We start from the raw sequence: 26,191 nt of genomic DNA, 5'->3' as shown, positions 1-26,191 counted from the left end.
ACCACAATCTTGCAAGATATAGCAATCTTCGCGGGTTTTTCACGTCCAAAAAGTCGGTTTTTGAAAAATCATCCACCGATTGCGCGGCTGACCTAACGTCAAGGAGCGCATCACGTGTACCGTGATGCCAAATTCCAGTTCGGAGCAGCATGTGAGCACAGCAAAAAACCGGCTGCGATCGCTCGCAGCCGGTTATGAGCAGCGTTCCGGAAGGCGGATCAGCTCCTCATGAAGTGATCGATCTGCTCCGACAGCATGCCGTATTCGCGAGACCCCTTGCCCGTGCGCTTCTCGATCTCGCGGAGCTGTTCCTGGGCGCCGGCAAGATCGCCGATCTGCAGGTGCGCCTCGCCGAGATATTCGCGCACCAGCGTGTAATTCGGGTCCATGCGCAGCGCTTCCTCGTAATAGCCGAGGCCGACGGTGACGCGGCCGGAATGGCGGTGCGAATAGCCGAGATAGTTGAGGATGCGCGGGTCCTGCTTGTTGGCGGCGAGGCTGAGCACGGCGATCGCCTCGTCGTAGCGTCCATCCATCGCCAGCGCGCGACCGGCATCATAGATGCTGTCGTCATCCAACATGCCTTGCTTCGGCGAGACACATTTCTTCTGCTTCTTGTCCCAGGCCTGCCCCTTCTTGCACTGGCTCTGGCCGCCGCCGCCATTGCCGCCGCCGCCGCCACCACCTCCCCCGCCTTCACCAGCCGAAAACGCCGGAGCCGCAATCAGCGGCAGGGCGGCAATGGCCATGGCGTAAATCAGCAATCGTCTGCGCATTACACTCTCCTTTGAACCTGACAATGCAACACTAACGCCGGGCCGAAGCCGTTTCGTCCCCGGAAAATGCCATCCTATCTCAAAACCGCGATCTCTCCCAGCAAGGCCATCTTATCCCGGGAAGAGAGGGCATCGGAAATCATGCTCACGATCAACGCCGCCGCGCAAGATAACGTGACGAGCGCTGCAAATCCGCTATCATCGGGCCGACCGAGCACGAAGCAGGGAGACGGCCGGTGCAGCAACGCGTTGAACGAGACTGGGAGCTTTCGATCGGTCCCGACACCGTGCGCCTGTTCATCCTGAAGGCGAAGGCGCTCAGCGCCGCCGTCAACGAAGACTATGCCGACGGCGCCGAGCACGAGGTAGAGCTCGACGGCAACGCGCACGACAACCACCATCATGACGGCCTTGCCGAGGAAAGCTCCGAAGATCTCACCGAAGAAGAATTGCGCGAGCTGATCGACGATCTCAATGTCGACGAAGCGGCCGAACTGATTGCGTTGGCCTGGGTCGGCCGCGGCGACTATGACGCGACGGAATGGACGGACGCGCTGTCCGCCGCCCGCGAGCGCGCCAACAAGCGCACGGCAAAATATCTGCTCGGCATGCCGCTGCTGGCGGACTGGCTCGAGGAAGGCCTGGAGGCGATCGGCGCGTGACGGCGCGGTTACCGATTGTGATCGCCTCGAACCTTCGTCCAAGGCAACTTCCCTGCATTCTGGCCGTTGCGAGCTGATGGCGGCGTTTGGTTTTTCCGGATTGTGCAGACTGATGCTCGCCGTTGCGGCGGCGTCGCTGCTGGCGGGACCTGCATTAGCCAAGGCGCCCGAACTACCGCAAACCGCACCGGTTCCCCAGCCCAACCGGGAAGCCACTTCGCCATCGCCAACCGAGATCCCGGTCCCCGAACCACGCCCCGCTCCGGAGGCTGAGCAGCCCAAAAACGGTCAGCCTCAAAACGATCAGCCCCAAAATGGCCAGTCCAAGACCGAGCAGCCGGAGCCACCGGCGATCGCACCGCAGCCGCCTGAAAAGCCGGCGCAGGCCGAGCCGCCGGCAAACCCATCGGTCGCGCCACCAAACCCCGCCGAGGCAGACGAGAAGGCGGAGCAAAAAATCCTTCCAGATCCTCGATCGGTCGCCATTGCCGGGAAAGAAATGCCGCCGGAGGAGTTGGCCTGCCGCAGGCGGCTGAAGTCGATGGGCGTCGATTTCGAGGAGCGCAAGCCCGAGCATGATACGGCGGTCGGTTGCTCGATCCCCTACCCGATCGTGCTGAAGACGCTCGGCAAATCCATCGCCATCGGCCCGGACCCAGAGCTCAATTGCCAGATGGCGGAAGCGGCCGCACGCTTTGCTGCTTCGGTCATCCAGCCTGCGGCAAAGGCCGAGTTCGGCATGGATATCAAATCGATCGGCCAGGCCTCCGCCTTCGTCTGCCGGCCGCGCCACGCCGGCGGCAAACTGTCGGAGCACGCCTTCGGCAACGCGCTCGACATCGCCAGCTTCACGCTTTCCGACGGCAAGGAGATCGATGTCGGGCCAACGCCGCCGGAAAAGGACGCGAAATTCCTGGACACAGTGCGCAAGGCGGCCTGCGGGCCGTTCAAGACCGTGCTTGGTCCCGGCAGCGATGCCGATCATTCGCTGCATCTCCATTTCGATCTCGAGCCGCGCCGCAATGGCGGCACGTTTTGCCAATGACGCCGGCCGCCGGTACTGGGCGCCGCAATTTGGCCGCAGGCGTGAACGGCGCCGCTGATTTTTCCTTTACTCTTCAGGTTTAGAGTCTGTGCCATCTGGGGACAGGAACCCTTCCGATGGCCGGGCTATTTCGCGCTGCGCTTGCCGCTGCGCGGCACACAGAATGCGCGCGCATGGCCGGAAGGCTTGCCGCCCTGCTTGCCGTGGCGGCGGTCTCAGCCTGCAATACCGGCAGCGTGCTGTCGCTGCAGCCGGCCGTCGATGTCGGCAGCCAGACCGCTGCCGTCCCGCCCAATTCCGGCGCGCAATATTCCGGCGCGCAAGATTCCGGGCCGCAATATTCGGGTATGCAGCGCCTCGTCCCGTCCAATCCCTTTATGACGGCCGCCTATCCGCGCCTGGACAACCCGATGTCGCCGGCCGAACAGATGCCGGCCACCGAGATCGATTGCCGCAAGGAACTGAAACGCCTCGGCGTCGTCTACACCGACGTGGCGCCGATCCATGAAGGCCAGTGCGGCATCGACTATCCGGTCAAGGTCTCGGCCATCGGCAGCGTCGAGATGAAGCCGGCCGCGACGCTGACCTGCGACATGGCCGCCACCTTTGCCGGCTGGACCAGGAACGAACTCGTGCCGTCGGCCCGCTGGCGCTATTTCTCAGGCGTCAAGACCATCCACCAGGGCTCGAGCTATTCCTGCCGCAGGATTGCCGGCGAAGGTGTTTTGTCGGAACACGGCAAGGGCAATGCGCTCGACGTGATGAGCATCGAGCTTAACAATGGCGACGACATCGACGTCCGCAAGCCCGGCCTGTTCGCCTTCCGCACCCGCGGCTTCCTCAACAATGTCCGCGCCGACGGCTGCCAGTATTTCACCACCGTGCTCGGCCCCGGCTACAATTACGATCACCGCAACCATTTCCATTTCGACATCAAGAACCGCAAGAACGGCTATCGCGCCTGCCGCTGATTGCAGCCCCTGCCCAAGACTTGCTGCGCCGGTTAAGATGATGCGCAGACGCTTGGGTGGTGCCTCTTGAGCCGACGAAGCCTTCGACGACGTGCAACGACCTGGCTGGTGGCATGCTGTGCCGCTTATCTTTCGCTCGCCTATTTCGCCGCGCCTGAGTTCTGGACGTTGCGGGACCGCAATTTTCGCAATCAGCAATTCGAGATGGTGACGCACACGCCGCAAGGTATTCCGGGCGATCCGATCAATGTCGGCCTTGTCGGCACCAAGAAGGAGCTTGTCCATGCTTTTGCCGTCGCCGGTTGGGATACGGCAGACGCCATCACGCTGAAGACCGCCATCGAGATCGGCGAAAGCGTGCTGTTCAACCGCCCCTATCCCGACGCGCCGGTCAGCCGGCTTTTGTTCGAAGGCCGCGCCCAGGACCTCGCCTTCGAAAAGCCGGTCGGCGACAGTGCCGACCGGCGCCATCACGTCCGCTTCTGGCAGACCGATGCGACCGGAGACGACGGCCGGCCGCTCTGGCTCGGCTCGGCAAGCTTCGACCGGGGCGTCGGCCTCAGCCATGACACCGGCGCGATCACCCATCATATCGGCCCCGACGTCGACGCCGAGCGCGACGGGCTAATGCGCGACCTCTCCGCCGCCGGCATGCTGATCTCGACCAGCGAGATACCAGGCGTCGGCGCCACAAAGACCGGGCGCAACGGCGAAGGCGATCCCTATTTCACCGACGGCAGGGCCATCATCGGGGTCCTGCTGCAACTGCCGTAGGCGCGCAATCGGCCTTCCCGTCTGACAGCCATTTCGTCCCGGCGGGCTCAGGGCACGGTGATCACGATCTTGCCGAACGGTCCTGTCTCCAGACGCTCAAATGCCTGCGGCACCTCGTCGAAGCCAAACACCTTGTCGATCACCGGCTTGATCGCGAGCGTCTCGATCGCCTGGTTCATTCGCTCGAAGGCGCGGCGGTGGCCGATCGATATGCCTTGTACGACGATCCGGTTGCGTATGAACGGCAGGACCGGAAAATTGAGTTCCATGCTGCCGAGAAGGCCGATCACCGACAGCCGGCCGTCGGCGCCCAGCGCGTTGAGCGAGCGTCGCGCATTGTCGCCGCCAACCATTTCCAGCACATGGCTGACGCCGGCCCCGTTTGTCAGTTCGCGCGCCGCCTCGTCCCATGCCGGCTGGCTGCGATAATTGATCCTCTTCCAGGCGCCGAGCGCCTTCGCCCGCTCGAGCTTCTCGTCGCTGCTCGAGGTGATGATGGTGCGCAGGCCGAAGGCGGCGGCAAATTGCAGCGCAAACAGCGACACGCCGCCGGTGCCCTGGATGAGAACGGTTTCGCCCGGGATCGGCTTGGCCTCCTCGACCAGCGCGAACCACGCCGTCAGCGCCGCAATCGGCAGCGTCGATGCCTCGACGTCGCTGAGCTGCGGCGGCGCCGCCACGGCGGCATCCTCATGAAAAAGCACATGCTCGGACAGCATGCCGGGCAGTGACGAACCAAGCGTATGCTTGTGCAGCACCGGCGGGGCGTCGCCGTCCGGCCAGTCGGCGATCACCTGGCCGAGCACGCGCTGCCCGATGCCGAAGCGGCTGACTTCGCTGCCGGTGGCGACTACTTCGCCTACCGCGTCCGATGTCGGCACGAACGGAAAGCTGAGGTCCGGTATCAGCACGCCATCGACGATCATCCTGTCCTTGTAATTCAGCGATACCGCTGTGACGCGTACCAGAAGATCATGCGGCCCGGCTTGGGGCAGCTTTCCATCAGCCGGCTTCAACCTGGACAGGCCGAAACCGTTCATCTGCCAGGATCTGTTTTCGGTGCTCATTTGGTTCTCGCTCCGTGGTTGATGATTGCGCGAGACATTTACGCCGTTTCACTATGGAGAAAAGTGCTTCCATGTGGCATGTTCTGCAACAGATTAAGGAGCAAAACTCTACAATAGGAGCGCTTCATTGGAATCGGCCAATTTGCAAGGCATCGTCGCATTCGTTCACGCGGTGGAGGCCGGAAGCTTCACCGGCGCCGGCGCGCGGCTGCATGTCACCAAATCGGCGGTCGGCAAGTCGATCGCGCAGCTGGAACAGCGATTAGGCGTTCGCCTGCTCAACCGCACCACCCGCAGCCTCAGCCCGACCAGCGAGGGCCTGAGCTATTACGAAGCCTGCGTCAGGGCATTGGCCGAGATCGATGCCGCCCAGTCGCTGCTCGCTTCCCGCAAGCAGGTGCCTTCCGGCCGGCTTCGTGTCGACCTGCCTCTGGCCTTCGGCCGCCGGTGCGTCGCCCCAGTGCTGTTCGAGATTTCCAAAAGATATCCGGATCTGACGATGGAAATCTCCTTCAACGACCGGCGCGTCGACTTGATCGAGGAAGGCATCGACCTGACGGTGCGTATGGGCGACCTCGACGACAGCTTGTCGCTCGCCGCGCGCCGCATCTATGCCCAGCGTTCGGGCGTCTGCGCCGCCCCCGCCTATCTCGACGCCCATGGCAGGCCGCAATCGATCGAGGACCTGGCCAGGCACAGCCTCATCGGCTACGGCCGCGACGGCACGGTCCATCCCTGGACCGTCAGGCATGCCGACGGCCGTCTCGAAAAATTCGCGCCCAAGGCGCGGCTGGTGCTCGGTCACGGCGAACCGATGCTCGATGCGGTACTGGCCGGCTGCGGCATCGTCTATCTGCCGACATGGCTGACGGCCGACAGCATCAGGCGCGGCGAGCTCGAAATGGTTCTGTCGGACTGTCTTGTCGAAAACACCGTGGTGCATGCCATCTGGCCGGTAACACGCAATCTCGCGCCAAAGGTGCGCGTCGTCGTCGACGCCCTGATCGAGCATTTTGCCGCGCCGTCCTGGGATGCGGCAGGAGTGCCGCCTGGTTGCCCGGCTCGCTAAATTTAAAAAGCGCGACCGTCCTATTTTCGAAAACAGCGCGGCAATGCTATGGACCCGGCATGCTTTATGCTGAAATTGCCATCGTGGTCGTCCTCATCTGCATTAACGGCCTTCTGTCGATGTCCGAGCTCGCCATCGTCTCGTCGCGGCCGGCGCGCCTCAAGACGATGATCGACCGCAACGTCAAGGGCGCCGGCCGGGCCCTGGCGCTCGGCGCCAATCCGGGAAAATTCCTGTCCTCGGTGCAGATCGGCATCACTTTGGTCGGCGTCTTGTCCGGCGCCTTTTCCGGCGCCACGCTCGGCGAGCGGCTGGCCACCTCCCTGGCGTCGGCCGGCATCCGCGAAAGCCTCGCCGATCCGCTCGGCGTCGGCATCGTCGTCGCCCTCATCACCTATGGCTCGCTGATCATCGGCGAACTGGTGCCCAAGCAGATCGCATTGCGCGACCCCGAACGGGTAGCCGTCAGGGTCGCCCCGGCAATGACCATCCTCGCCAGCGTCTCGGCGCCGCTGGTCTTCCTGCTCGATTTTTCCGGCCGCGCCCTCCTGTGGCTGCTTGGCCAGCGCGGTCAGAGCGAGGATAAGGTCACCGACGAGGAGATCAAGATGCTGGTCGCCGAAGCCGAGCACCACGGCACCATTGAATCCGACGAACGGCGGATGATCGCCGGCGTCATGCGGCTCGGCGACCGTGCCGTGCGCGCGGTGATGACGCCGCGCACCGAAGTCGACTGGATCAATCTGCAATCCGACGAGGCGGCCATCAGGAAGCTGCTGATGGACACCCAGCATTCGCGCCTGCCGGCCGGCGACGGCGGCGTCGACGCCATGATCGGCGTCGTCCAGACCCGCGACGTGCTGGCCGCGATGCTGGGCGGACGCACCCTCGACCCGCGCCGGCACGTGCGCACCGCGCCGATCGTGCATGACCAGGCCGACGCGCTGGACGTGCTTGCGACGCTGAAGGAATCCGACGTGCCGATGGCGCTGGTGCATGACGAATACGGCCATTTCGAAGGCATCGTCACCCCGGCCGACATTCTGGAAGCGATCACCGGCGTCTTCCGTTCGGATCTCGACGCCGGCGAAGAGGAAAACGCCGTCAAGCGCGAGGACGGCTCATGGCTGCTCGCCGGCTATATGCAGGCCGACGAGATGGCAGAGGTCCTCGGCATCGACCTGCCTGAGAGCCGCGATTACGAAACCGTCGCCGGCTATGTGCTGTCGCATTTGCACCATCTGCCGGCGACCGGCGAATGCGTCGACGCGCAAGGCTGGCGCTTCGAGGTCGTCGACCTCGACGGCCGCCGCATCGACAAGCTCATCGCCACCCGCCTGCCCGGCGGCCACCGCGAGGTCGTGCGGTAAGAAGCGGTGCGGGGTGCTGACTGTTCGGATGCAGCCCTTGACCCCATTGCGGACCTTCTCACAACAGCGCAAGTTGCAGGCGAAATAGCGACGAGTTGGCGCCAGCGTGGGTCGACAAGCGGAAATCACATCGGCGGAAATCACATAGGAAGTGGACTGGAGCTGTATATGGCGGGGTGCGGCGTTGGATTTGTAGGAATTCGCACAGAGCGCCTCGACGACATGGTAGAGCTTTTCCGCGATGTGATCGGGGCGCCTGTTGTCCGGCAGCGTGATGACCTGGTTGGCTTTGCGCTGGCAGATGGCACGGTGTTTGAGCTCTATGGACCGGGCGATAAGTTTCATGCCTTTTTCACGACCGGGCCGGTCGTCGGACTCCGCGTCGATGATTTCGAAGCAACACGCGCGGCGATGATTGCCGCCGGAGTCGATTTTATTGGCGAGATCCAACATGCTGCGGGAGTGAAGTGGCAGCATTTCTATTGCCCAGATGGTACAATCGCAGAGATAATCGGCCCTTCTTGAGATCTGAGAGGTTATCCCCCAGGTGGGCGTCGTGCTCGAACTGGGAATACCGATTCTGCGGATTGTGGAGACCGATCGCGGTACCCTGCACGATGGCTTGCGGCCGCGGCGACTTGTGTTCGGGACAGCGTTCCTGACCCGTTATTTCGCCCGGAGCATGCTACCAGTCGGCTGCCGGTGCGGGTATTATCGGCGCCTGTACGTCACTATGGTGGAAAAATGGATCTGCAAGCCTTCAGGGATTCGATTGCAAAACCACAGCCGCCAGCCGGCTTGAGCCCTGCCCTGCAGGCGCTGTGGTGGGATGCAAAGGGCGATTGGGCTAAGGCGCACGAGTGCGCGCAGCATCGCGACGATACGGCGGGCATGCACGTGCATGCCTATCTCCACCGCAAGGAAGGCGACCAGTCGAATGCGGAATATTGGTATCGCCGCAGCGACGCGGCGCCGTCGACCTTAACGCTTGACGAGGAATGGCAAGAGTTGGCACGTACACTTTTGCAGCAAAGCTGACGCTTGCTCAGTCATCGTAAAATAGCCGGTCCTGCATCCACTCTCCGGGGTTTCAGCTGGCGCCCTGTGGCTTGTCCCTGCCGTTCCATTCCGCATTGCGCGCCTGCGCCTCTTCGGCGATCAGCTTGAACTCCCGCATCTTCGCAGCTTCGATGGCGAATGCGCGGCTTGGCAGGACGCCAGGGTCCTCCTGACTGTTCTGAAACTGAAAACGGGCCTCCAGTTCGGCCCATATTCGCTCGGGTGCCGTATCCTTGCTGGCAAGCAGCGCAACGACCAGCGCCAGAGTCTCGCGCTGGGCGTTCAGCCGCCCTTCGATCTCTTCGTTCGGCAATTCGGACATGCGGGTCGCTTCCAGTTTCTGGCTCAACGGCAAAATCGCACCCTTGTTCCGGAACTCGGGGCTGGCGCGTGAGCAATTCCGAAAACGCGAGCAACAGTTTTCCCGTTAACCGACAGGGTCCGACCGGGGCTGTGGTTCCGCACCGTCGACCCCTCCAGGTTGACAGCGCAGGCCCATCGATTTAAGTTCGCGTTAGTGGCCACTAACGCGAAACATTGGACAGCGCTCGGAGACTCGACGAGGCGCACGATATTCGAATTGTTGGTCGAACAGCCTTGTTCGGTCAGCGGACTTGCTCGTGTGCTGCCTGTAACCAGGCCGGCGGTCTCTCAGCACTTGAAAGTACTCAAGGATGCCGGGCTTGTGGCCGACACGCGCTCAGGCAAGGAACGAATATACCGTATCGATCCGGACGGCCTAGCAAGTCTGCGCGCGGAAATCGATCAGTTCTGGAGCAAGACCCTGGCGAGCTACAAACTGGCCGTCGAGCACCCAAAGAAGGACCAGCCATGAGCAAGCTTCCTGCAACCGCGCCCGTAAGGCATTTCGTCGTTGTCGAGGCACCTATCGCGCGTGCCTTCAAGGTCTTCACCGAGGATTTCGGGAAATTCAAACCTCGCGAGCACAATCTTCTTGCCGTACCGATCGCAGAGACCATCTTCGAACCCTGGGTCGGGGGCCACCTTTACGATCGCGGCGTGGACGGCAGCGAGTGCCACTGGGCTCGTGTGTTGGCTTACGATCCCCCCAGCCGGCTCGTTCTGAGCTGGGACATCAGTCCTCGGTGGCAGATTGAGAGCGACCTGAACAAAACCAGCGAATGGGAAGTCAGGTTCACGCCTGAGACGGAGAACCGGACCCGGGTCGAGATCGAGCACCGGAATCTCGAGCGCCATGGCGAAGGCTGGGAGGGCGTGCGCGTGGGGGTTGATAGCGATCAAGGCTGGCCGCTGTACCTGCGGCGGTTCCAGGGCCTTTTCCCCGGTGCGGCGGCCTGACCCGTCCGCGCCCTTGCGAGCATGACTCGCAAGCACCGTCTGGTCCACTGCGATTCCAGGGAGCGGAGACAACATGGAAAACTATTGGTTAAGTCTTCTCGGCGTGCTCGCGCTCTGCTTGCTATCGGTAGTGTTGGCAGTCTACTCGGGTTCGTCCAGAGGTTTGCAGGAGCGCTGGCAGGACCGGTAGTCCCGGCAGACGACGACAACCGGCGCTATAGGATCGACCGGGTTCACATGAATTCGGTCGAGGCACTGGCGCCCTTGATCGTGCCCGCAGTGCCAGCGATGATGATTGGTGTTGGAGCGCCCACTTTGGCGACATTGGTCTGGGCTCACCTGGCGATACGCCTCCTCCATCTGGGAATCTATCGGCATGGCGGAAACGCCGCCAAGGGAGATAGTCTCGGGACGATTCTGTACGTCTCTGGAGCGTTGGTCACGTTGGCCCTCATCCTTTTGACTGGATGGGCAGCGCTCAATTGACGTTGGCGCCACTTCTTGAGGCTACAGTTCGCGAGACTCGGCGGCTGACGCTATGAAACCTTCTGATTTTTAACCCGTTATCGCCGGATGCCCGAGGCTAAATTTAAGCTGAAATCGGTTGACGGCGCCCAATCGCGCGATGCCGAGAAGTCGCGCCGCGAGAAACAATCGACTGTCGAAGTCGCGTCAGAGGTCGTCGGCCAGCCCGCGCCGCCGCCGGACGTCACCGAACCCGATCCTGAGCTGACACCTGAAGAGGCCGAGCGGGCGCGCAAGAGATACCTGCTTAAGCGCTTCTGGATCAGCGCGCGCGGTTACTGGGGCGGCAGCGGCGACAGGGTCGCCTGGCCGTTGACGATCGGGCTGTTGGTCCTGATCGTCGCCAATGTCGGCTTCCAGTATGGGATCAATGTCTGGAATCGCGCAATTTTCGACGCCATTGAGCAACGCAATGCCCACACCGTATATTGGCTGAGCGCCGTATTCCTGCCACTCGTGATCGGAAGCGCCAGCCTTGTGGTGGCACAGGTCTTCTTTCGCATGAGGATACAGCGCCGCTGGCGGTCCTGGCTCACCACCGCGGTCATCGCGCGCTGGCTCGCAAGCGGCCGCTACTATCAGCTGAACCTCGTCGGCGGCGATCACAGCAACCCCGAAGCCCGCATCGCCGAGGATTTGCGGATTGCCACCGAATCGCCCGTCGATTTCATCGCCGGTGTCATCGTCGCATTTCTGTCGGCCTCGACCTTCATCGTGGTGCTCTGGACGATCGGCGGCGCCCTGACCCTGACGATTGCAGGTTCGACCGTCACCATTCCCGGCTTCCTAGTCATCACCGCAGTGCTCTATTCCGCGATCACGTCCACTTCGATGGCGGTCATTGGCCGCCATTTCGTCCACCTCTCCGAGGAAAAAAATCAGGCGGAAGCCGAGTTCCGCTACACGCTGACGCGCGTGCGGGAAAACGGCGAGAGCATCGCATTGCTCGGCGGCGAGGAGGAGGAGCGCAGCGGCATGGACAAGACATTTGCCCATGTGCTCAGGCAATGGGCGCTCCTTGCAGGCCAGCACATGCGCACGGCACTGGTGTCTCAGGGGTCGAGCCTGTTTGCGCCTGTCGTGCCGGTCTTGCTTTGCGCTCCAAAGTTCCTCGAAGGCAGCATGACACTTGGACAGGTCATGCAGGCTGCCTCGGCCTTTGCCATCGTGCAGGGCGCGTTCGGATGGCTGGTCGACAACTATCCCCGTCTCGCCGATTGGAACGCCTGTGCTCGGCGCATCGCTTCGCTGATGATGTCGCTCGACGGGCTCGAGCGGGCGGAACAGAGCAACACGCTGGGACGCATAAAGCGCGGCGAGACCGGCGGCAATGCGATGCTCAGCCTGAACAATCTCTCCGTGTCGCTCGACGACGGCACCGCCGTGGTCAAGGAAACCGAGGTCGTGATCGAACCAGGCGAGCGGGTGCTCGTCGCCGGCGAATCCGGCTCGGGCAAGAGTACGCTGGTGCGGGCCGTCGCGGGTCTGTGGCCATGGGGTAGCGGCAGCGTCAACATCCGCGCCGACAGACGGTTGTTCATGTTGCCGCAACGGCCCTACATCCCGACCGGGACGCTTCGCCGCGCTGTCGCCTATCCAGGCGCCGCCGACAACTGGACGCTGGATAAGATCAAGGCTGCCCTCGACAAGGTGGGACTCGACTACCTCAACGACCGGATCGAGGAGGACGCGCCATGGGACCAGACCTTGTCGGGTGGCGAAAAGCAGCGCCTCGCCTTTGCGCGTCTTCTACTGCACCGCCCCGATATCATCGTGCTGGACGAGGCAACGTCGGCACTCGATGAGAAGAGCCAGGACAAGATGATGGAGATGATTATTCGCGAATTGCCGAAGGTCACCATCATAAGCGTAGCGCACCGCGCCGAGCTGGAGGCCTTCCACAGCCGCAAGATCACATTGGAGCGGCACAAGGGCGGCGCAAAACTTGTCAGCGATATCGAACTCGTCCCGCGCAAGGACAGACGGAACTTGCTCATGCGCCTTCTGAGACAACGGCGCGCCAACGGAAAGCCAGCGCGACCTTGAGCAAAGCGGCGCTGCCCTTCGCAAAGAGTGAGGCCGCCGGTCGGACCAGGCGGACCATCGCCGGTTCGAGTCACTGCCCGTATCTGGTCCTGAAAGCACCAGCCGTGGTACCTTGATTCCGGGCAGCTGCTGCTGTCGGAACGTCGATGGCACGAGCGCATTTCCATGTCCGGTGCAACGCCGATGCAACCCGGGTTGATTTCAAAAGCCCAGATTGATTTCGAAAGCAAAGGGACCAGCAATGACAATCGCCAAGAACACGATCTGCCTTTGGTACGACAAGGACGCCGAGGCTGCGGCCCGCTTCTATTCCGAGATTTTTCCCGACAGTTCGGTGAAATCCGTCCACCGCGCTCCCAGCGACTACCCGTCCGGCAAGGCAGGCGACGTGCTGACGGTCGAGTTCACGGTCGTCGGCATCCCCTGTCTCGGCCTCAATGGCGGGCCCGCGTTTAAACACAACGAAGCCTTCTCCTTCCAGATCGCCACCGACGATCAGCAGGAGACCGACCGCTATTGGAACGCCATCGTCGGCAATGGCGGCCAGGAAAGTGCCTGCGGCTGGTGCAAGGACAAATGGGGCATCTCCTGGCAAATCACGCCGCGCGTGCTGACCGAAGCGATGGCCGCCGGCGGCGATGAAGCAAAGCGCGCATTCGAGGCGATGATGGAGATGAAGAAAATCGACGTTGCAGCGATCGAGGCGGCGCGGCGCGGCTGACAGTTTCGGGGGTGGCCCGACGCGAAAAGGTCAGGGCAGAGCGGCCGGAAATGCTGCCGGCCCATCATCTCCAGGCAGGCGTGCGATGGTGCTGAACTGCGCTGCGTTTTATGACGCCGAACTGCGACGGCACAACGAGGTCTTCAGGGCTGCGGTCAAGGTGGGAACGCGCGATCGCGTGCTCGATATCGGATGCGGTTCGGGACAATCCTCTCGTGATGCTGCCCGTGTCGCGGTGGAAGGCAGCGTGCTCGGCGTGGACGTATCGGCGCAGATGCTCGAGATCGCCCGGAAGTGTAGCGCGAAAGAGGGATTGCGAAACGTCGCCTTTGAGCGTGGCGATGCGCAATTGCTGGTATTTCCGCCTGCCGGTTTCGATCTGTGCATTAGTCGGTTTGGAGTGATGTTCTTTGCCGACCCGGCGGCGGCGTTCGCCAACATCGGCCGGGCGTTGCGACCAGGGGCACGTCTTGTATGGATGGTATGGCAGTGCGAGGGCCGCAACGAGTGGGCGACTGCCATTCAGCGGGCGATTGCGCCGGGGACCGCCATATCGAGGGGCGCCGCCACCCCGTTTTCGCTTGGCGACCCCGCCATCACCGCGGAGATCTTGCGTGCATCCGGTTTCGTTTCGGTCGACTTTGCCGAAGTGCATGAGCCGGTCTTCTACGGCCAGGACATCGATGCGGCCTATGACGCTTTGCTTGGCCTGCAACTGGTCAAGGATCCGCTCGCCCGCGCGGATGTGGATGTCGACGCGGCGCTGCGGCGGTTGCGCGATCTGCTCGACGCGCATTTGACCGCAGACGGTGTGCTTTTCGACTCGCGTGCCTGGATCGTCACCGCGTTTCGGGCGAGCCGATAGTAACCACTCGATGTAGACGATCCTGTTCTCTCGGCCTTCCCGTCAGTCCATTTGCGGCGTGACTTCTGAAAGCAGCCAATCCCTGAAAGCCTTGACTTTGCGCTGACGGATCGCCTCCGGCGGGTAGACGAAATAGAAGCTGGAGGGGGATTTCAGGGCGTGGCCGAAGGGGCGGACAAGTCGCCCGGCGGCAAGGTCGGCCGCAACGAGCATGGTCCGGCCGAGCACCACGCCCTCGCCTTGTGCGGCCGACTCCATGGCAAAGGTGGCAGAGTCAAAGGTAATCCCGCTCTGCGGGTCCACGCCCTCGACCCCGGCGCTTGCCAGCCAGGTCGCCCAGTCGATCGGAAAGCTGTCACGGATCAGCGTGTGGTGTTTGAGGTCCTGAGGCGTGCGGAGCGGATGTGCACCCTCAAGAAGCTTTGGGCTGCACACTGGAAACACCTCCTCGCCGGTGAGGAACTCTGACGTGAGCCCCGGATAGTTTCCATTGCCATAACGGACGGCGACATCGATGCCGTCGCCGAGGAAGTTGGTCAGCTTCCCGCTCGTCGAAACCCGCACATCGATGTCGCCATGCGCACGGTGAAAGCGGTAGAGGCGTGGCACCAGCCATCTTCCCGCGAAGCCATCGGAGGTGCTGACGTTCAATGTCGAGCTCGAATAGCGGGCTGTTGCTGCAGCGGTGGCGGTGGCCAACTGGGCGAGCGCCTCGCGCACCGCCCGCGCATAGGGCTCGCCGACGGCTGTCAGACTCACCGAACGCGTACCGCGCTCGAACAGCTGCACACCGAGCTGATCCTCAAGATTCTTGATCGCCCGGCTGATCGCACCGTGGGTGACATGAAGTTCCTCTGCCGCCTTGGAGAAACTCAACAGGCGCGCCGCCGCTTCGAAGCTCGGCAAGGTGGTGAGGGGAGGCAGCTTCCGGGGAATGGACCGAGACCTATGTGTGAGCAATGCTCACACATTGTCGCCGATAAGTCGTTTGTCGTCCAGGCCGGAACACTGCATGTTTGCTCGCGTAGTCAGTCATTCACCGCCGCTTCAAAAGGCGATTTGATGTGACTGATACTCTCGCTGACAAAAGTCGCGGGGCAACTGCTGAAACCAAAACTGCCGCCACTCTGGGAGAGCACCATGAACGCCAAACGAGTTGAAGCCATCGTCGACGTCCTGACCGGCATGGCCGGCCGCGTCCTCGCCTCGAGCAGCCGGCGCCGGACCGGGCGGCAGATTGCACGCTTCTCTACCCGCCGGCTCGAAGACCTCGGATTTGCCCGCGACTGGGACGGCTCGGTCTATCGGCCGTCGGACCACCGCTAGCCTGAACGAAAGCAACAGCGGACAGGCTCTTCGCAAAAGATCGCTGTCGCAAGGAATTAATGGAGAACGGACATGGCCACCATCCACCCATTCCTCTGGTTCAACACCGACGCGGAGCAAGCCCGCGATTTCTATCTCTCGGTCTTCAAGAACAGCAAAGCGCTCCAGACCATCGAATACACCGACTGGGTGTCCGGAACCAACAAGACGGTCCCGCATGCCACCTTCGATTTCGAGCTCGAAGGACTGCACCTTACAGCGCTCAACGCCGGGCCGCAGCCGCCTTTCAACGAGCGGCTCTCGCTCTACATCGAGACCAGGGACCAAGCCGAGACCGACTACTACTATGAGGCGCTCACCGCCGGCGGCGGCAGGGCACAACCCTGCGGCTGGCTCACCGACAGATACGGCGTCTACTGGCAGGTCATCCCGGAAATCCTGCCGCGGCTCGGTGCCGATCCGGACCGCGAAAAGGCCAACCGCGTCCGGCAGGCGATGTACGGGATGCGCAAGATCATCATCGCCGACCTCGAAGCCGCCTATGCCGGCAAGGCCTGACCCTCACCGCAATCGCAACGAACGGAGAACCCTCATGACATCGCTCGTGGACAGGAAAGTCATCGTCGTCGGCGGTAGTTCCGGCATCGGTCTCGGCGTCGCGGAAGCTGCTCTCAACGGCGGAGCGAAGGTCGTGATCGTCGGACGCTCGCCCGAGAAACTGCTGGCTGCCGAACGGACGCTCAATGCGGGCCGCGTGACCAGCGTGGTCGCCGACATGACCGACGAAGCGGACGTCGCTCGCCTGTTCAACGAGGTCGGTCCCTTCGATCACCTCGTATCGACCGCCGGAACACTGCCGCCCGGCGATCCCATCGGCAGTACCGACATGGAGGCTGTGCGAGGCTTCGTCGATAACAAGCTGATTGGCGCCGTCATGCTCTCCAAGCATGCTGTGCGCACCCTGAAAGCCGGCGGCTCGATGACCTTCACCTCGGGAATAAATAAGGATCGGCCGCCGGTGCCGGGAGGCTCGGTCGTCTCCGCGATTGCCGGTTCATTCAGCTACTTCGCCCGCGCCCTGGCGCTCGAACTGGCCCCGACGCGCGTCAATGTCGTGTCGCCCGGATGGGTCGACACACCGATGTGGGACATTGTTGGAGAAGCCAAATCCAGCTTCTTTGCCGACATGGCTGCCCGGTTGCCATCGAGAAAAATTCCGACCGCTGCGGATGTCGCCGCCGCCTACCTCTACCTCATGGAAAGCGACTTCACGACCGGCGAGACGATCCGCATCGATGGCGGCCATAACCTGATCTAGCCGCCATTTGCACGTCGCCTGAATGGGTTGAGCCGGCATGACCGCTAGTCCGGTGCACTGCTGCCGAAGGCGACGAACGCCGGCGGGTCATGCCGGCGTCGCTCAATCGGGGTTTACATCGGCAGCCAGGTCCCTAGTTTTAGCGTTTCGCGCCGCGCACCTAAGTGCGTGGATGATCGAGGACGGGACCGTGAGCTTTGGCCGGCCCCTCGAAACTTTCAAAGGATGGCTATCATGACACAGGCCAAGAATGGCGACACCGTGCGCATCAATTACAATGGCCGCCTGGCTGACGGCACTCAGTTCGATTCTTCCGGCAACGAACCGCTGCAATTCACGTTGGGTGAAGGACAAGTGATCGCCGGGCTCGAAACCCATGTCGAGGGTATGGAGGTGGGCGCGAAAAGCACCGTCACCATTCCCGCCGACGCCGCCTATGGCCCCCACCGCCCCGAAGCGGTCATGACCGTCGATCGCGCCCGCGTACCAGACAATATCAATGTCGATATCGGCGCTCGACTGCAGGTCAGAACCCCGGAAGGGCGCCCGATGCCGGTAACAGTCGTCGGCGTGGACGACACCAGCGTCAAGCTCGACGGCAATCATCCGTTGGCCGGACGCGATCTCGTGTTCGACGTTGAACTGGTCGAGATCGTTCAGGCGGCGTAGGGCACGGCAAAGCGCGTAACGGCCATGATTTTCGGGTGACGCATTTCGACCGGCGGTTCCGGCGGTGCGTCACCTGTTTGGAGGCAAAGACCGCGACGGCAGAAATCGTGTAGCGTGCAGCAACCCATAGAGACATTCGGCATCTGGAATGTCCAATTCAGCGTCGCAGGTTCGCGGACCTGTGGAAGGTAGTGTCTCAGTTTGAAATTAAGACGACGGTCCATCGTAGTCAGGCGGTGGCGGCGTGCCTGGCCACCGAAGCTCGACTTCCTCGCAGGAGTCTTGCATGCGCATGACGCGGACGGCGTTGCCGATCACATCGGCGGGGCGCTTCTGGCCTCTAGGTCCGGTGGGCAATTGCTGCCTCCTGAATTGGCCAGCGCTTATACGCGACGACCCAGAGAATGATTATCATTCCCAACGGGACCACAGAGAGAAGCACCCACGCCCGAGACATTCTTAGTCGCCCAAACAGCACCCACGCGGGGATTGCTGTGAGGACTGTCAACAAGGCGAATGGTAGCAACTGAATCGGATCTGACATTGGGTGCCTTCCATGCTTTCCGCTGAGCACATAGGCGGTTTCGCCTAGGCGAGCAAACCGGGATAGGCGCTTTCGCATATTTCAAATTTCAAACTGAGACACTACCGTGGAAGACCTCGCTTGACAGCCGACTTCTCGTGACCGCAAAGTCCCGTGATGCGGGCGATTGGCTGGAATAGAATTGCGCGTGCCGGGGCAATCGTGCTGATGATTGGCACAAATGTTCCTGCGCCGGCACGTTCCGACTCGCTCCTTCTCACAAGCCCGTCCCAGCCGGCCAATGTCGGCGATGCGATGCTGGCGGCTGCCAATTATCATGATTCCGGCGACTATGATCGCGACCTTGCCGCTGTGGCGAAGCAGGCAGGCGACTGGGTCGTCAAGCGCGCAATGGAGGTGCCTCGCCCCGCACTGGTGCTCGATATCGACGAGACGGCTTTGGCCAACTGGGAAGTGATCACACGTGACAATTTCGGCCGCCCGATCGGCGGCGCCTGCGACATTGCAATCGACGGTCCCTGTGGCTGGGCCGCCTGGGATCAGCTTGCGAAGGATTCGGCGATCGACCCGGTGCTGGAGGTTTTCCGGCAGGCACGAACGGCGAAAGTCGCGGTGTTCTTCATCACCGGACGTCCGGAGGACCAGCGTCAGGCAACCGAACAAAACCTGCAGTCGGCCGGCTATGCCGGCTACGAGCACCTTTACATGGTCCAGCCTGGGGCCAAATACGGCTCCGCCGCAGATTTCAAGGCACCCATAAGGGCCGAAATCGAAAAGGCCGGCTACACAATAATTGCCAATGTCGGTGACCAGCCATCCGACCTGTTCGGTGGGCATGCCGAGAAGCTGTTCCTGCTGCCTAATCCGTTCTACCGGGTTCGCTGACGGCCGGAACGGCACAAGCCCGGATCCTCGGCTCCTTGCCGAGCACCTACTAAGGTATCAAGACAACTTTGCCGGTCGCGCCGCGCTCCTCCAGCAGGCGATGTGCGTGGCTGGCCTGGTCGAGCGGGAAGCGGCCACCTTTGGTCACCACAAGCTGACCACCAGCGGCCAGATCGAAAAGCTCCAAAAGGCCGTCACGGAGCCCGTCCGTAGACAGCAACGGCAGCAGGGCAAAACCCCTCAGCGACTGGTTGCGGCCGATCATCGCCTCCATCTCCGGGGCGCCGAGCGCGTATCTGCCGAGTGCTGCAAACACCAACTCTCCGCGAGGTGCCAGAGCCTCCAGCGCAACCGCCGTCAGCGGGCCGCCGACAATGTCGTAGATGATGTCGACGCCGGCGCCGTCTGTGGCTGCCCGGACGTGCACCGGCCAATCCGTGTTGCTGTAGTCGACGGCAGCATCGGCTCCCAGCGACAAAGCAAGGTCGAGCTTGGCCTTGCTGCCCGCTGCCGCGATGACACGGCCTGCGCCGGCGCGCTTGGCAAGCTGGACGAGCAACGAACCGACGCCGCCCGCGGCAGCGGCGACCAGCACCGATCTGCGGGCGGGCGGGCTTTGCCGCGATAGATACAATGCCGTCAGTCCTTGCACCATCAATGCCGTCGCGTTTTCGAACGAGAGCGAATCCGGCAAGGGCACGGCCAGGCTTGCGTCGATCGTCACATACTCGGCATAGCCGCCAAACGGGCGGCTCGAGGCGAACAACGGCGCGGCGACGCGCGTGCCGAGCAAGGAAGCGTCCACCCCCTGCCCAAGCGCCTCCACGATCCCGGCGGCCTCGACGCCAGGGATCATCGGCAGTTGCGGCGTCACCGCATAGCGATCCGCGCGCATCAGCACTTCGAAGAAATTCACCCCGGCAGCCTGAACGCGGACCAGGACCTCGCCGGCTTGCGGCTCCGGCTTCGGCACCGTGACTATGTCGAGAACGTCGGGCCCGCCGAAGCGGCTCAGTTGAATGGCTCTCATCGCATGCACCGATCGCTGTTGGCATCGGCCGCTGTTTGCCACTATCTGCCTGGCTTCGACTACACACCAATTTGTCCGCTGCTGACCGGGAGGTGACCATGGCCAAGCCGATCAAGAGACTGCCGATGCTGCCGGCGGAGCGCGCGCTGAAAGTGATTTCGGGGCGCTGGAAGGCGGTCATCCTGTACCATCTCTTCGACGCGCCCCGGCGGCTGTCGGCGCTGCAGGCGCTGATGCCCGATATCACCCAGAAAGTGCTGATCCAGCAGCTTCGCGAAATGGAAGAGCACGGCCTCGTCCGCCGCGAAATCTTTGCCGAGATGCCTTCGCGCGTCGAATATTCGGCGACGCGGCTCGGCCTCAGCCTCGAGCCGATCCTGCTGGCACTTTGCCAGTGGGGCCAGCATCACGCCGACGAGCTGAATGAGATGGACCGCCTTGCCGATTGCATCATCAGACCACGGCAAGCGCAGGACGCCCATGCCGTGTAAACAAAAGGGGCGGCGCATGCGCCGCCCCAATGCTTGGGACAATTGATCCTTGGGAGGACTGTTCGAACCTGTGCTCAGGCCGCCTTGACTTCCTCGGCGACGGCATCGGCCTGACGCGCCGTCTTCAGCACCCTGGCCCACCATGCAATGTCGTTGACCAGCGCGGCTGCCGCCTGGTTGAGGTGCTCGAACTCGTCGAGCTTCTTGTCGCCTTGCTTGACCGCAAGGAAATCGGCCCAGGAGATGTGTACGGCGGACTTCACCGGCGCCATCTGCAACTCGACCGCATGCAGCCTCAGCTGCTCGACCGCGCGCGCGCCACCGACGCTGCCATAGCCGACGAAGCCGGCCGGCTTCTTGTTCCACTCGTTGGCGGCGTAGTCGATGGCGTTCTTCAGCACGGCCGTCGGGCCATGATTGTATTCGGCGGCGGTGAAGATGAAGCCGTCGAATCCGGCGACCTTCTTTTGCCAGCGCTGCGCCACTTCGTTCTGCGACGGCGCCCAGGCGGAGGATGCGACCTCATCGAAGAACGGCAGCGGGAAATCGCGCAGGTCGACGACTTCAACGTCGATGTCGGCGTGCGACTTGGCTATCTTGGCAATCCATTGGGTCGGGACGTCGGCAAAGCGGGCCACGCGGGTTGAACCAATGATGATGGCGATTTTGGGTTTTGACATAGAGGGGGCTCTCCTTACGGGAATACTGGTATCGTTTAGATACCTGAGCTATATGAGTAACTGGCCGCTCAATGTGCAAGGAGGCACTTTTTTGTTACCAAGGCACCCGCACCGCACCGAGGACTGCCGCGCCATCTCGGAAATCCTGCAGCGCGTCGGCGACAAATGGACGGTGCTCGTGGTCGGCAAGCTTGGCAACGGGCCGCTGCGTTTCAACGAGTTGCGCAGCGCGGTCGGCGGGATTTCGCAAAAGATGCTGACCACGACCTTGCGCGGGCTCGAGCGCGACGGCTTCGTTACACGCACCGTGTTCCCGACCATCCCGCCGCGGGTCGACTACGAATTGACCGATCTTGGCTACGAACTGCTGGTGCCGGTCGATGCGCTCGGCGAATGGGCACGCAAGAACACCGAGCGCGTCAAGGCGGCGCGGGAGAAGTTCGACGCCATGCACAGCTGAACCCTTGTGCTGCAAAGGTTTGAACCTGCCCGGGAGCCTCCGGATGAGCGCTACTGCTGTAACTGCATCTTGGTCTTCGGCAGCTTCTCGATCCGGTTCCATTTCGGGTTGGGACTGACCACCCTGCCGCCAATCGTGCAGGTCGTGGTCGTCTCCTTGCGGCAATTGCTCACCGTCGTGCCGCTGGTGTCGCATTTCGTCGCCGAGCAGATCTCGCACTTGGCCGCCTGCCCGTTGATGGTGCGGTTTTCCGACGTGCAGGTGGCGCCTGGATCGCCTTTTTTGACCTCGGCAAAAGCGCTTGCGGACGACAGGCAGAGCAAGGCTGCAAAGGCACCCGCCAGGGCAGCGTTCAGCATGTGTTGACGCATTGTCTTTCCTCCCAATATCCCGTCGGTCGCGCTGCAGGCGCGCATGCGGGAACCCGTTAGCCAAAGACCACGCGGGATCGCTGTCCGCATCCCCCGCGCGGGAGAGACGGCTGTTTAAATCCGTCTTCTGGAATCAGGCCGGGTCAGCCTTCGGCCGGAACCGCCTTCGGCTTGCCTTCGCCGTCCAGCGCCACCATGACGAAGTCGGCATGGGTGACCTTCTCCATCAGGTCGGAGAGATAGCGCTGCGCCCAGGCCTCGACCTTGAGCGTCATCGAGGTGCGGCCGACGCGTTCGACATGCGTATAGATGCACAGCGTGTCGCCGATCTTCATCGGCTTGGCGAAGGACATTTCCTTAACCGCCGCCGTCACCACGCGGCCCTTGGCGCGCTCGGCGGCGCGGATGCCGCAGGCGAGATCCATCTGCGCCATCACCCAGCCGCCAAAAATGTCGCCTGCCGCATTGGCGTCGGAAGGCATGGCCAGCGTCCTGAGCGTCAGATCGCCGATCGGCCGCCCGTCCGCGTAATGCACCATTTGGCCAATCCTCTCGAAGCCGATTGGCCCGATCCCGTATCGTCATGGCACGGACAGGTCAACGCGCCACTGGACAGGTCGCGGCCTGAAGTTCGGCTATCGGTCGACAGTGTTGAAAAGATGCTGTGCGGAGCGGGACGTAGGCATAGGCGTTGCCCTCGCGGATAACATGACCATGCCTGGAAAGCGCAGGTGCATGCCTGCGACGAGCAGGCCATCCGCCGACACCATGTCGAGCACCTTGTTGCGTGTGGCGATTGCGGCCTCCTGGTCCACGTCGAAGGCGATTGCCCATTCCGGATGCGCAAATTGCAGCGCGGAGGCGTGAATTACGTCAGTGAAGAGCAGCAGGTGGTTGGCCCTCCGAACGGCCTCGCTGAGCCCCGGCTGGCCGCCTACTGGACAGGTTGCCGGGGTTCGAGCGCTCGGCGCAACGTCGGCGCCTCTTGCTCGATATGATCCCACAGACGGTTCGAGATCGGCCCGTGCGGCCGGTCGCGGCGGCGCGCCACCACCAACTCCTCGGTGCGGCCTGGCAGATGACGGCCGGCGACGGATTGCAGGCGTCCGTCGCGCAGTTCCTCCTCAATCAGGAAGCGGGGCATGTGGCCCCATCCGAGGCCTTGCAGGATGATTTCCTTCTTCATGCCCTGATCGGCCACCATGCATTGAGGCGCACCCTCGATCATGAAGTAGTCTTGTTGCGGTGAATGGCGGGCCGTGTCGCGCATGACACATTGGGTGAACGCGTGCATCTGATCCGGCGTGATGGGGTGCTTGATCCGCTCCGGCAGAAAGCCCGAAGCCACCACGGGAACGAATGGCACCTTGCACAGATCGATCCATTCCACCCGCGGATCGCTCTTGTCGATCCAGTGCAGGATCAAATCGGCTTCGTCATCGAAGAGGCGCTCCCACGGGCCGCCCACCGCCTCGAAATGCAGGTGCAGACGTGTGCCCGGACACTGGGCGAAGAACCGTCCGAGCATGCCCAGTGCCTGCGGGCGCGGGCACAGGTCGCCGATCACCACATGGATCTCGCTTTCTTCGCCCATTGACAGCTGAGCAGCATGAAGCCGCAAGCCCCCGAGCTCGCGCAGCAGCGATTGTGCCCTGCGATGGAACGACAGCCCTGCCTCGGTGGGGCGCACGCGATAGCCGCTGCGATCCAAGAGAACGAGGTCGAGTTGCCGCTCCAGCTTTGCAACGGCTGCGAACACCGCCGGGTGCGAGCGATGCAGCATGGCCGCCGCAGGCTGAAAGCCGCCGCAGCGGACCACGGCATCGAAGCATTGCAGGTCGTGCAGGGTGAATTCGGCCATGTCAGCTTCTATTACAGAGATAGTCCGATCTTTGTAATATCATCAAAAGGCGCGCCGCAGCTAGGCTTTGCCACATTCAACGCTCCAAGAAGGAAGGTGTATTCACCATGAATGAGCTGGATTTCGTGACCGTCGGCGATGGTACCCGCATCGCCTACCGCATCGACGGCGACGCCGGGAAGCCCGTGCTGATGCTGTCGAATTCCATCGCCACCACACTGCGGATGTGGGACATGCAGGTCGACGAGCTGTCGAAGCATTTCCGTGTTCTGCGCTATGACTTTCGTGGCCACGGAGGGTCGAGCGTTCCGGCCGGCGCTTATTCGCTCGACCGGCTTGGCCGCGACGTGATCGAGCTGCTCGATGCCCTGGCCATTGAACGCGTACACTTCCTTGGTTTGTCGTTGGGCGGCTTCGTCGGGCAGTGGCTCGGCATCCACGCGCCCGAGCGGATCGAGCGCTTGATCCTGAGCAACACCTCATCCTACCTCGGACCGGCAAAGCAGTTTGACGAGCGGATCGCCGCCGTGCTGCAGGCGCCGGATATGTCCGAAACCGCCGAGATGTTCCTGGGCAACTGGTTTCCTGCGCGTATGCTGGCGGCCAACGAGCCCGTCATTGAAGAATTTCGCGCCATGCTGCTGGCTATCGACCGGCAAGGCTTGGCTGGCTTGTTCGCGGCGGTTCGCGATGCGGACCTTCGCCGAACCATAGCGCTGATTTCCAGGCCAACGCTGGTGATCGCCGGCCGGCACGACACTGTGACAGCCGCCAGCCATAGCGAGCTGATCGCGGCGACGGTGCCCGGCGCGAAACTGGTTGTCCTGCCCGCGGTCCACTTGTCGAATGTCGAGTATCCTGCCGAGTTCATGCAGGCCGTGCTCGGTTTTCTGCGCTGAGCCGGAGCACGACGGGTGAGAGCGCCGTCTGCAGTCGCTGTTGGTGTATGTACGGGCGGATCGGCCGTTCTTATCGAAAGCGGCCCGGCGAGGAAAACAACGCAGTGTTCCGGCAAGCCGTCCAGCATGGTCCGCCTCCGGGTTTGCTCGCTTTCGACGGCGATACGGCTGTCGGCTGGTGCCGGGTGACGCTGCGAGATGCCCTGCCCTGGCTCGATCGGCTATGGCAGCTCAAGCGCGTGGACGACAGGCCGGTCTGGTCCCTGTCCTGCCTCTACGTGCGAAAACGATACCGCAGGCGGGGCGTAACATTCCAGCTGATTGCGGAAGCACTGGAAGTCGCAAGGCGTGCAAATGCTCCGGCACTCGAAGCCTATCCTTTCGAGGCCGACGTATCGCCGAGTGCTTCCGGCAGCGGATATGCCTCCACCTTCGCGCGCGCCGGGTTCAGGGTCGTCGCTCGCAGAACGCCGGCCCGCCCGATCATGCGCTATGATTTCAAGATTGCCGATCTTCGTCTGTGATCGCAGCTTGAAGTTTCGGCTATGGGTGGAAAGTTGCCATCCAGCCGCTATTGCGCCCGCTTCGCTGTCACCGGCGAACATTACTGAACGCAAACAGATTAATCAAAGCCGTAGCGAGGCTCACCGACATTGCAACAGCAAGACTAGACTTCCGCAGCGGATCGCAGCTTGGCAACTCTCACGTCTCCGGCCGAACGAACTGGCTGGCGACCTTAGGTTGTAGGCGCGAATGTCACCGTCGGGCGTGATTACCAACTCTGTGATGTTCGCCCGTTGTTTTCGATGTGATAGATCAGGTTGACAAGGTAGACCCTAGAACCCGTCAAAAGTGGGTAAATGGAGCTATTAGGGACAATGCGTTCGCAGGAAGAATGGTCAAGCGAAGAAGACGCTCGTGCCTACCGAGAGCTCCGAACCTTGGTCGATAAATGGAAACGCCTCGGATACAAGACCTATCCGGATGGAACCGAGTGGATTGGCCATACCCCGCATCGAGCGCCTCAAGCGTATTTGCATCAGCTGTACGCACCACTTGGCGCCATCGGAATTGGGCAGATGGAGTCTGAAATTTCGCGTCGACTCCCAGATAATTTCCGTTGCTTTCTCATGCTCCACAACGGGATAGGTCTGTTTGCGAATTATATAAGCGTCTATGGGCTGCGACGTAGCTGGTCACGCACAAATTTAGTGGAGGCGGGTCAACAACCCTTCTCCATACTGGAACCAAATATAAAGAGACGACCAGGCAATGCACCAGACGATGTTCTCTTTATTGGTGCGCTAGGTCGTGTGGACACTTATCTGATCCAGAGGACGGTTGCGGCGATGGTGACGATGGCGAGGTAGTTTCGGGCTGTCTTCTC

Annotated in this window: 32 protein-coding genes; 23 read left to right on the top strand and 9 right to left on the bottom strand. The window is 62.2% G+C overall.

Annotated elements, in window-relative coordinates; translation table 11 throughout:
• Positions 1-218: 218 nt before the first annotated feature.
• Positions 219-776: a tetratricopeptide repeat protein gene (locus NKI39_RS26855; RefSeq protein WP_352816115.1), complete on the bottom strand. Its 558-nt coding sequence runs from the start codon at positions 774-776 to the stop codon at positions 219-221.
• 236 nt (positions 777-1,012) lie between these two features.
• Here NKI39_RS26855 and NKI39_RS26850 point away from each other — a divergent pair, with 236 nt between their 5' ends.
• The 4 genes from NKI39_RS26850 to NKI39_RS26835 all read left to right on the top strand — a co-directional run bounded on the left by NKI39_RS26850 (position 1,013) and on the right by NKI39_RS26835 (position 4,228).
• A complete protein-coding gene (locus tag NKI39_RS26850; RefSeq protein ID WP_023678354.1) occupies positions 1,013-1,438 on the top strand; it encodes a DUF3775 domain-containing protein in 426 nt (141 codons plus the stop codon).
• Between the two features lie 112 nt (positions 1,439-1,550).
• Entirely contained in the window at positions 1,551-2,483 is a 933-nt protein-coding gene (locus NKI39_RS26845) for an extensin-like domain-containing protein (protein WP_352835626.1), read from the top strand.
• A gap of 116 nt (positions 2,484-2,599) precedes the next feature.
• On the top strand, positions 2,600-3,454 hold the full coding sequence (locus NKI39_RS26840) for an extensin-like domain-containing protein (protein ID WP_352835623.1): 855 nt from the start codon (positions 2,600-2,602) through the stop codon (positions 3,452-3,454).
• Positions 3,455-3,520: 66 nt separating this feature from the next.
• A complete protein-coding gene (locus tag NKI39_RS26835; RefSeq protein WP_352835620.1) occupies positions 3,521-4,228 on the top strand; it encodes an LssY C-terminal domain-containing protein in 708 nt (235 codons plus the stop codon).
• Between the two features lie 47 nt (positions 4,229-4,275).
• Here NKI39_RS26835 and NKI39_RS26830 read toward each other — a convergent pair whose 3' ends face one another.
• Positions 4,276-5,295 carry a zinc-dependent alcohol dehydrogenase family protein gene (locus NKI39_RS26830; protein ID WP_352835617.1) on the bottom strand — a complete coding sequence of 340 codons (1,020 nt, stop codon included), beginning with the start codon at positions 5,293-5,295 and terminating at the stop codon, positions 4,276-4,278.
• A gap of 127 nt (positions 5,296-5,422) precedes the next feature.
• Here NKI39_RS26830 and NKI39_RS26825 point away from each other — a divergent pair, with 127 nt between their 5' ends.
• From NKI39_RS26825 to NKI39_RS26810, 4 genes are all read left to right on the top strand, one after another.
• Positions 5,423-6,364, top strand: coding sequence for a LysR family transcriptional regulator (locus NKI39_RS26825; protein WP_352835615.1), 942 nt, complete (start codon positions 5,423-5,425; stop codon positions 6,362-6,364).
• Positions 6,365-6,423: 59 nt separating this feature from the next.
• Complete coding sequence (locus NKI39_RS26820) at positions 6,424-7,734, top strand: hemolysin family protein (RefSeq protein ID WP_352835613.1); 1,311 nt, start codon at positions 6,424-6,426, stop codon at positions 7,732-7,734.
• Between the two features lie 168 nt (positions 7,735-7,902).
• Positions 7,903-8,259, top strand: coding sequence for a VOC family protein (locus NKI39_RS26815; RefSeq protein WP_352835610.1), 357 nt, complete (start codon positions 7,903-7,905; stop codon positions 8,257-8,259).
• A gap of 219 nt (positions 8,260-8,478) precedes the next feature.
• Positions 8,479-8,772, top strand: a complete 294-nt coding sequence (locus NKI39_RS26810; RefSeq protein WP_352835607.1) for a hypothetical protein — start codon at positions 8,479-8,481, stop codon at positions 8,770-8,772.
• 52 nt (positions 8,773-8,824) lie between these two features.
• Here the strand turns inward: NKI39_RS26810 and NKI39_RS26805 are convergent, their stop codons facing one another.
• On the bottom strand, positions 8,825-9,115 hold the full coding sequence (locus NKI39_RS26805; protein WP_352450454.1) for a hypothetical protein: 291 nt from the start codon (positions 9,113-9,115) through the stop codon (positions 8,825-8,827).
• Positions 9,116-9,310: 195 nt separating this feature from the next.
• On the opposite strand from NKI39_RS26805, the gene NKI39_RS26800 reads away from it, so the two are divergent.
• The 6 genes from NKI39_RS26800 (at position 9,311) to NKI39_RS26775 (ending at position 14,270) form a co-directional block, all read left to right on the top strand.
• The gene (locus NKI39_RS26800; protein ID WP_023678365.1) at positions 9,311-9,628 is read left to right on the top strand and encodes an ArsR/SmtB family transcription factor; all 318 of its coding nucleotides are present in this window, start codon (positions 9,311-9,313) and stop codon (positions 9,626-9,628) included.
• A complete protein-coding gene (locus NKI39_RS26795) occupies positions 9,625-10,113 on the top strand; it encodes an SRPBCC family protein (protein ID WP_352835605.1) in 489 nt (162 codons plus the stop codon). The genes NKI39_RS26800 and NKI39_RS26795 overlap by 4 nt, the downstream gene beginning before the upstream one ends.
• A 21-nt stretch (positions 10,114-10,134) precedes the next feature.
• Positions 10,135-10,599 carry an MAPEG family protein gene (locus NKI39_RS26790; RefSeq protein WP_352835602.1) on the top strand — a complete coding sequence of 155 codons (465 nt, stop codon included), beginning with the start codon at positions 10,135-10,137 and terminating at the stop codon, positions 10,597-10,599.
• An 87-nt stretch (positions 10,600-10,686) separates the two neighbouring features.
• The gene (locus NKI39_RS26785) at positions 10,687-12,684 is read left to right on the top strand and encodes an ABC transporter ATP-binding protein/permease (RefSeq protein WP_352835600.1); all 1,998 of its coding nucleotides are present in this window, start codon (positions 10,687-10,689) and stop codon (positions 12,682-12,684) included.
• A gap of 247 nt (positions 12,685-12,931) precedes the next feature.
• Entirely contained in the window at positions 12,932-13,405 is a 474-nt protein-coding gene (locus NKI39_RS26780; protein ID WP_352541103.1) for a VOC family protein, read from the top strand.
• A gap of 85 nt (positions 13,406-13,490) precedes the next feature.
• Complete coding sequence (locus NKI39_RS26775; protein ID WP_352835597.1) at positions 13,491-14,270, top strand: class I SAM-dependent methyltransferase; 780 nt, start codon at positions 13,491-13,493, stop codon at positions 14,268-14,270.
• A 42-nt stretch (positions 14,271-14,312) separates the two neighbouring features.
• Here NKI39_RS26775 and gcvA read toward each other — a convergent pair whose 3' ends face one another.
• Complete coding sequence (gene gcvA, locus NKI39_RS26770; RefSeq protein ID WP_352835666.1) at positions 14,313-15,206, bottom strand: transcriptional regulator GcvA; 894 nt, start codon at positions 15,204-15,206, stop codon at positions 14,313-14,315.
• Positions 15,207-15,410: 204 nt separating this feature from the next.
• Between gcvA and NKI39_RS26765 the strand changes: the two genes are divergently transcribed.
• From NKI39_RS26765 to NKI39_RS26745, 5 genes are all read left to right on the top strand, one after another.
• A complete protein-coding gene (locus NKI39_RS26765) occupies positions 15,411-15,596 on the top strand; it encodes a DUF1127 domain-containing protein (protein WP_352835594.1) in 186 nt (61 codons plus the stop codon).
• 72 nt (positions 15,597-15,668) lie between these two features.
• On the top strand, positions 15,669-16,154 hold the full coding sequence (locus NKI39_RS26760; RefSeq protein ID WP_352683522.1) for a VOC family protein: 486 nt from the start codon (positions 15,669-15,671) through the stop codon (positions 16,152-16,154).
• A gap of 34 nt (positions 16,155-16,188) precedes the next feature.
• Positions 16,189-16,914 carry an SDR family oxidoreductase gene (locus tag NKI39_RS26755; RefSeq protein WP_352541043.1) on the top strand — a complete coding sequence of 242 codons (726 nt, stop codon included), beginning with the start codon at positions 16,189-16,191 and terminating at the stop codon, positions 16,912-16,914.
• Between the two features lie 234 nt (positions 16,915-17,148).
• Positions 17,149-17,583 (top strand): FKBP-type peptidyl-prolyl cis-trans isomerase, encoded by a 435-nt coding sequence (locus NKI39_RS26750; RefSeq protein WP_352450461.1) that lies wholly within the window; start codon positions 17,149-17,151, stop codon positions 17,581-17,583.
• 751 nt (positions 17,584-18,334) lie between these two features.
• Positions 18,335-19,012: an HAD family acid phosphatase gene (locus NKI39_RS26745; RefSeq protein ID WP_352835592.1), complete on the top strand. Its 678-nt coding sequence runs from the start codon at positions 18,335-18,337 to the stop codon at positions 19,010-19,012.
• Between the two features lie 49 nt (positions 19,013-19,061).
• Here NKI39_RS26745 and NKI39_RS26740 read toward each other — a convergent pair whose 3' ends face one another.
• On the bottom strand, positions 19,062-20,042 hold the full coding sequence (locus tag NKI39_RS26740) for a quinone oxidoreductase family protein (RefSeq protein ID WP_352835589.1): 981 nt from the start codon (positions 20,040-20,042) through the stop codon (positions 19,062-19,064).
• Positions 20,043-20,140: 98 nt separating this feature from the next.
• Between NKI39_RS26740 and NKI39_RS26735 the strand changes: the two genes are divergently transcribed.
• Positions 20,141-20,533, top strand: coding sequence for a winged helix-turn-helix transcriptional regulator (locus tag NKI39_RS26735; RefSeq protein WP_352835586.1), 393 nt, complete (start codon positions 20,141-20,143; stop codon positions 20,531-20,533).
• 74 nt (positions 20,534-20,607) lie between these two features.
• Here the strand turns inward: NKI39_RS26735 and NKI39_RS26730 are convergent, their stop codons facing one another.
• Positions 20,608-21,213, bottom strand: coding sequence for an NADPH-dependent FMN reductase (locus tag NKI39_RS26730; protein WP_352835583.1), 606 nt, complete (start codon positions 21,211-21,213; stop codon positions 20,608-20,610).
• 91 nt (positions 21,214-21,304) lie between these two features.
• Here NKI39_RS26730 and NKI39_RS26725 point away from each other — a divergent pair, with 91 nt between their 5' ends.
• Entirely contained in the window at positions 21,305-21,673 is a 369-nt protein-coding gene (locus NKI39_RS26725) for a winged helix-turn-helix transcriptional regulator (protein WP_023678378.1), read from the top strand.
• Positions 21,674-21,723: 50 nt separating this feature from the next.
• Here the strand turns inward: NKI39_RS26725 and NKI39_RS26720 are convergent, their stop codons facing one another.
• The 3 genes from NKI39_RS26720 to NKI39_RS26710 form a co-directional block, all read right to left on the bottom strand.
• Positions 21,724-22,044 carry a hypothetical protein gene (locus NKI39_RS26720; protein WP_352541039.1) on the bottom strand — a complete coding sequence of 107 codons (321 nt, stop codon included), beginning with the start codon at positions 22,042-22,044 and terminating at the stop codon, positions 21,724-21,726.
• A 143-nt stretch (positions 22,045-22,187) separates the two neighbouring features.
• Positions 22,188-22,583: an acyl-CoA thioesterase gene (locus NKI39_RS26715; protein WP_023678380.1), complete on the bottom strand. Its 396-nt coding sequence runs from the start codon at positions 22,581-22,583 to the stop codon at positions 22,188-22,190.
• Positions 22,584-22,978: 395 nt separating this feature from the next.
• Positions 22,979-23,905 (bottom strand): LysR family transcriptional regulator, encoded by a 927-nt coding sequence (locus tag NKI39_RS26710; protein ID WP_352835581.1) that lies wholly within the window; start codon positions 23,903-23,905, stop codon positions 22,979-22,981.
• A 107-nt stretch (positions 23,906-24,012) separates the two neighbouring features.
• Between NKI39_RS26710 and NKI39_RS26705 the strand changes: the two genes are divergently transcribed.
• Positions 24,013-24,804, top strand: coding sequence for an alpha/beta fold hydrolase (locus NKI39_RS26705; RefSeq protein WP_352835579.1), 792 nt, complete (start codon positions 24,013-24,015; stop codon positions 24,802-24,804).
• 47 nt (positions 24,805-24,851) lie between these two features.
• On the top strand, positions 24,852-25,328 hold the full coding sequence (locus tag NKI39_RS26700; protein WP_352835576.1) for a GNAT family N-acetyltransferase: 477 nt from the start codon (positions 24,852-24,854) through the stop codon (positions 25,326-25,328).
• Positions 25,329-26,191: the final 863 nt, after the last annotated feature.

The sequence above is a fragment of the Mesorhizobium sp. M0664 genome (assembly GCF_040320565.1).
Lineage (GTDB): Bacteria > Pseudomonadota > Alphaproteobacteria > Rhizobiales > Rhizobiaceae > Mesorhizobium.
This window is presented reverse-complemented; position numbering and strand designations above follow the sequence as displayed.

What these genes read in the sequence shown, in the direction of transcription:
- NKI39_RS26855 (WP_352816115.1), bottom strand. Translation starts at nt 776, where the DNA reads ATGCGCAGACGATTGCTGATTTACGCCATGGCCATTGCCGCCCTGCCG.
- NKI39_RS26845 (WP_352835626.1), top strand. Translation starts at nt 1,551, where the DNA reads ATGCTCGCCGTTGCGGCGGCGTCGCTGCTGGCGGGACCTGCATTAGCC.
- NKI39_RS26840 (WP_352835623.1), top strand. Translation starts at nt 2,600, where the DNA reads ATGGCCGGGCTATTTCGCGCTGCGCTTGCCGCTGCGCGGCACACAGAA.
- NKI39_RS26830 (WP_352835617.1), bottom strand. Translation starts at nt 5,295, where the DNA reads ATGAGCACCGAAAACAGATCCTGGCAGATGAACGGTTTCGGCCTGTCC.
- NKI39_RS26820 (WP_352835613.1), top strand. Translation starts at nt 6,424, where the DNA reads ATGCTTTATGCTGAAATTGCCATCGTGGTCGTCCTCATCTGCATTAAC.
- NKI39_RS26815 (WP_352835610.1), top strand. Translation starts at nt 7,903, where the DNA reads ATGGCGGGGTGCGGCGTTGGATTTGTAGGAATTCGCACAGAGCGCCTC.
- NKI39_RS26810 (WP_352835607.1), top strand. Translation starts at nt 8,479, where the DNA reads ATGGATCTGCAAGCCTTCAGGGATTCGATTGCAAAACCACAGCCGCCA.
- NKI39_RS26805 (WP_352450454.1), bottom strand. Translation starts at nt 9,115, where the DNA reads ATGTCCGAATTGCCGAACGAAGAGATCGAAGGGCGGCTGAACGCCCAG.
- NKI39_RS26795 (WP_352835605.1), top strand. Translation starts at nt 9,625, where the DNA reads ATGAGCAAGCTTCCTGCAACCGCGCCCGTAAGGCATTTCGTCGTTGTC.
- NKI39_RS26790 (WP_352835602.1), top strand. Translation starts at nt 10,135, where the DNA reads ATGACTCGCAAGCACCGTCTGGTCCACTGCGATTCCAGGGAGCGGAGA.
- NKI39_RS26785 (WP_352835600.1), top strand. Translation starts at nt 10,687, where the DNA reads ATGCCCGAGGCTAAATTTAAGCTGAAATCGGTTGACGGCGCCCAATCG.
- NKI39_RS26775 (WP_352835597.1), top strand. Translation starts at nt 13,491, where the DNA reads ATGGTGCTGAACTGCGCTGCGTTTTATGACGCCGAACTGCGACGGCAC.
- NKI39_RS26765 (WP_352835594.1), top strand. Translation starts at nt 15,411, where the DNA reads ATGAACGCCAAACGAGTTGAAGCCATCGTCGACGTCCTGACCGGCATG.
- NKI39_RS26760 (WP_352683522.1), top strand. Translation starts at nt 15,669, where the DNA reads ATGGCCACCATCCACCCATTCCTCTGGTTCAACACCGACGCGGAGCAA.
- NKI39_RS26755 (WP_352541043.1), top strand. Translation starts at nt 16,189, where the DNA reads ATGACATCGCTCGTGGACAGGAAAGTCATCGTCGTCGGCGGTAGTTCC.
- NKI39_RS26750 (WP_352450461.1), top strand. Translation starts at nt 17,149, where the DNA reads ATGACACAGGCCAAGAATGGCGACACCGTGCGCATCAATTACAATGGC.
- NKI39_RS26745 (WP_352835592.1), top strand. Translation starts at nt 18,335, where the DNA reads ATGATTGGCACAAATGTTCCTGCGCCGGCACGTTCCGACTCGCTCCTT.
- NKI39_RS26740 (WP_352835589.1), bottom strand. Translation starts at nt 20,042, where the DNA reads ATGAGAGCCATTCAACTGAGCCGCTTCGGCGGGCCCGACGTTCTCGAC.
- NKI39_RS26735 (WP_352835586.1), top strand. Translation starts at nt 20,141, where the DNA reads ATGGCCAAGCCGATCAAGAGACTGCCGATGCTGCCGGCGGAGCGCGCG.
- NKI39_RS26730 (WP_352835583.1), bottom strand. Translation starts at nt 21,213, where the DNA reads ATGTCAAAACCCAAAATCGCCATCATCATTGGTTCAACCCGCGTGGCC.
- NKI39_RS26720 (WP_352541039.1), bottom strand. Translation starts at nt 22,044, where the DNA reads ATGCGTCAACACATGCTGAACGCTGCCCTGGCGGGTGCCTTTGCAGCC.
- NKI39_RS26715 (WP_023678380.1), bottom strand. Translation starts at nt 22,583, where the DNA reads ATGGTGCATTACGCGGACGGGCGGCCGATCGGCGATCTGACGCTCAGG.
- NKI39_RS26710 (WP_352835581.1), bottom strand. Translation starts at nt 23,905, where the DNA reads ATGGCCGAATTCACCCTGCACGACCTGCAATGCTTCGATGCCGTGGTC.
- NKI39_RS26705 (WP_352835579.1), top strand. Translation starts at nt 24,013, where the DNA reads ATGAATGAGCTGGATTTCGTGACCGTCGGCGATGGTACCCGCATCGCC.
- NKI39_RS26700 (WP_352835576.1), top strand. Translation starts at nt 24,852, where the DNA reads ATGTACGGGCGGATCGGCCGTTCTTATCGAAAGCGGCCCGGCGAGGAA.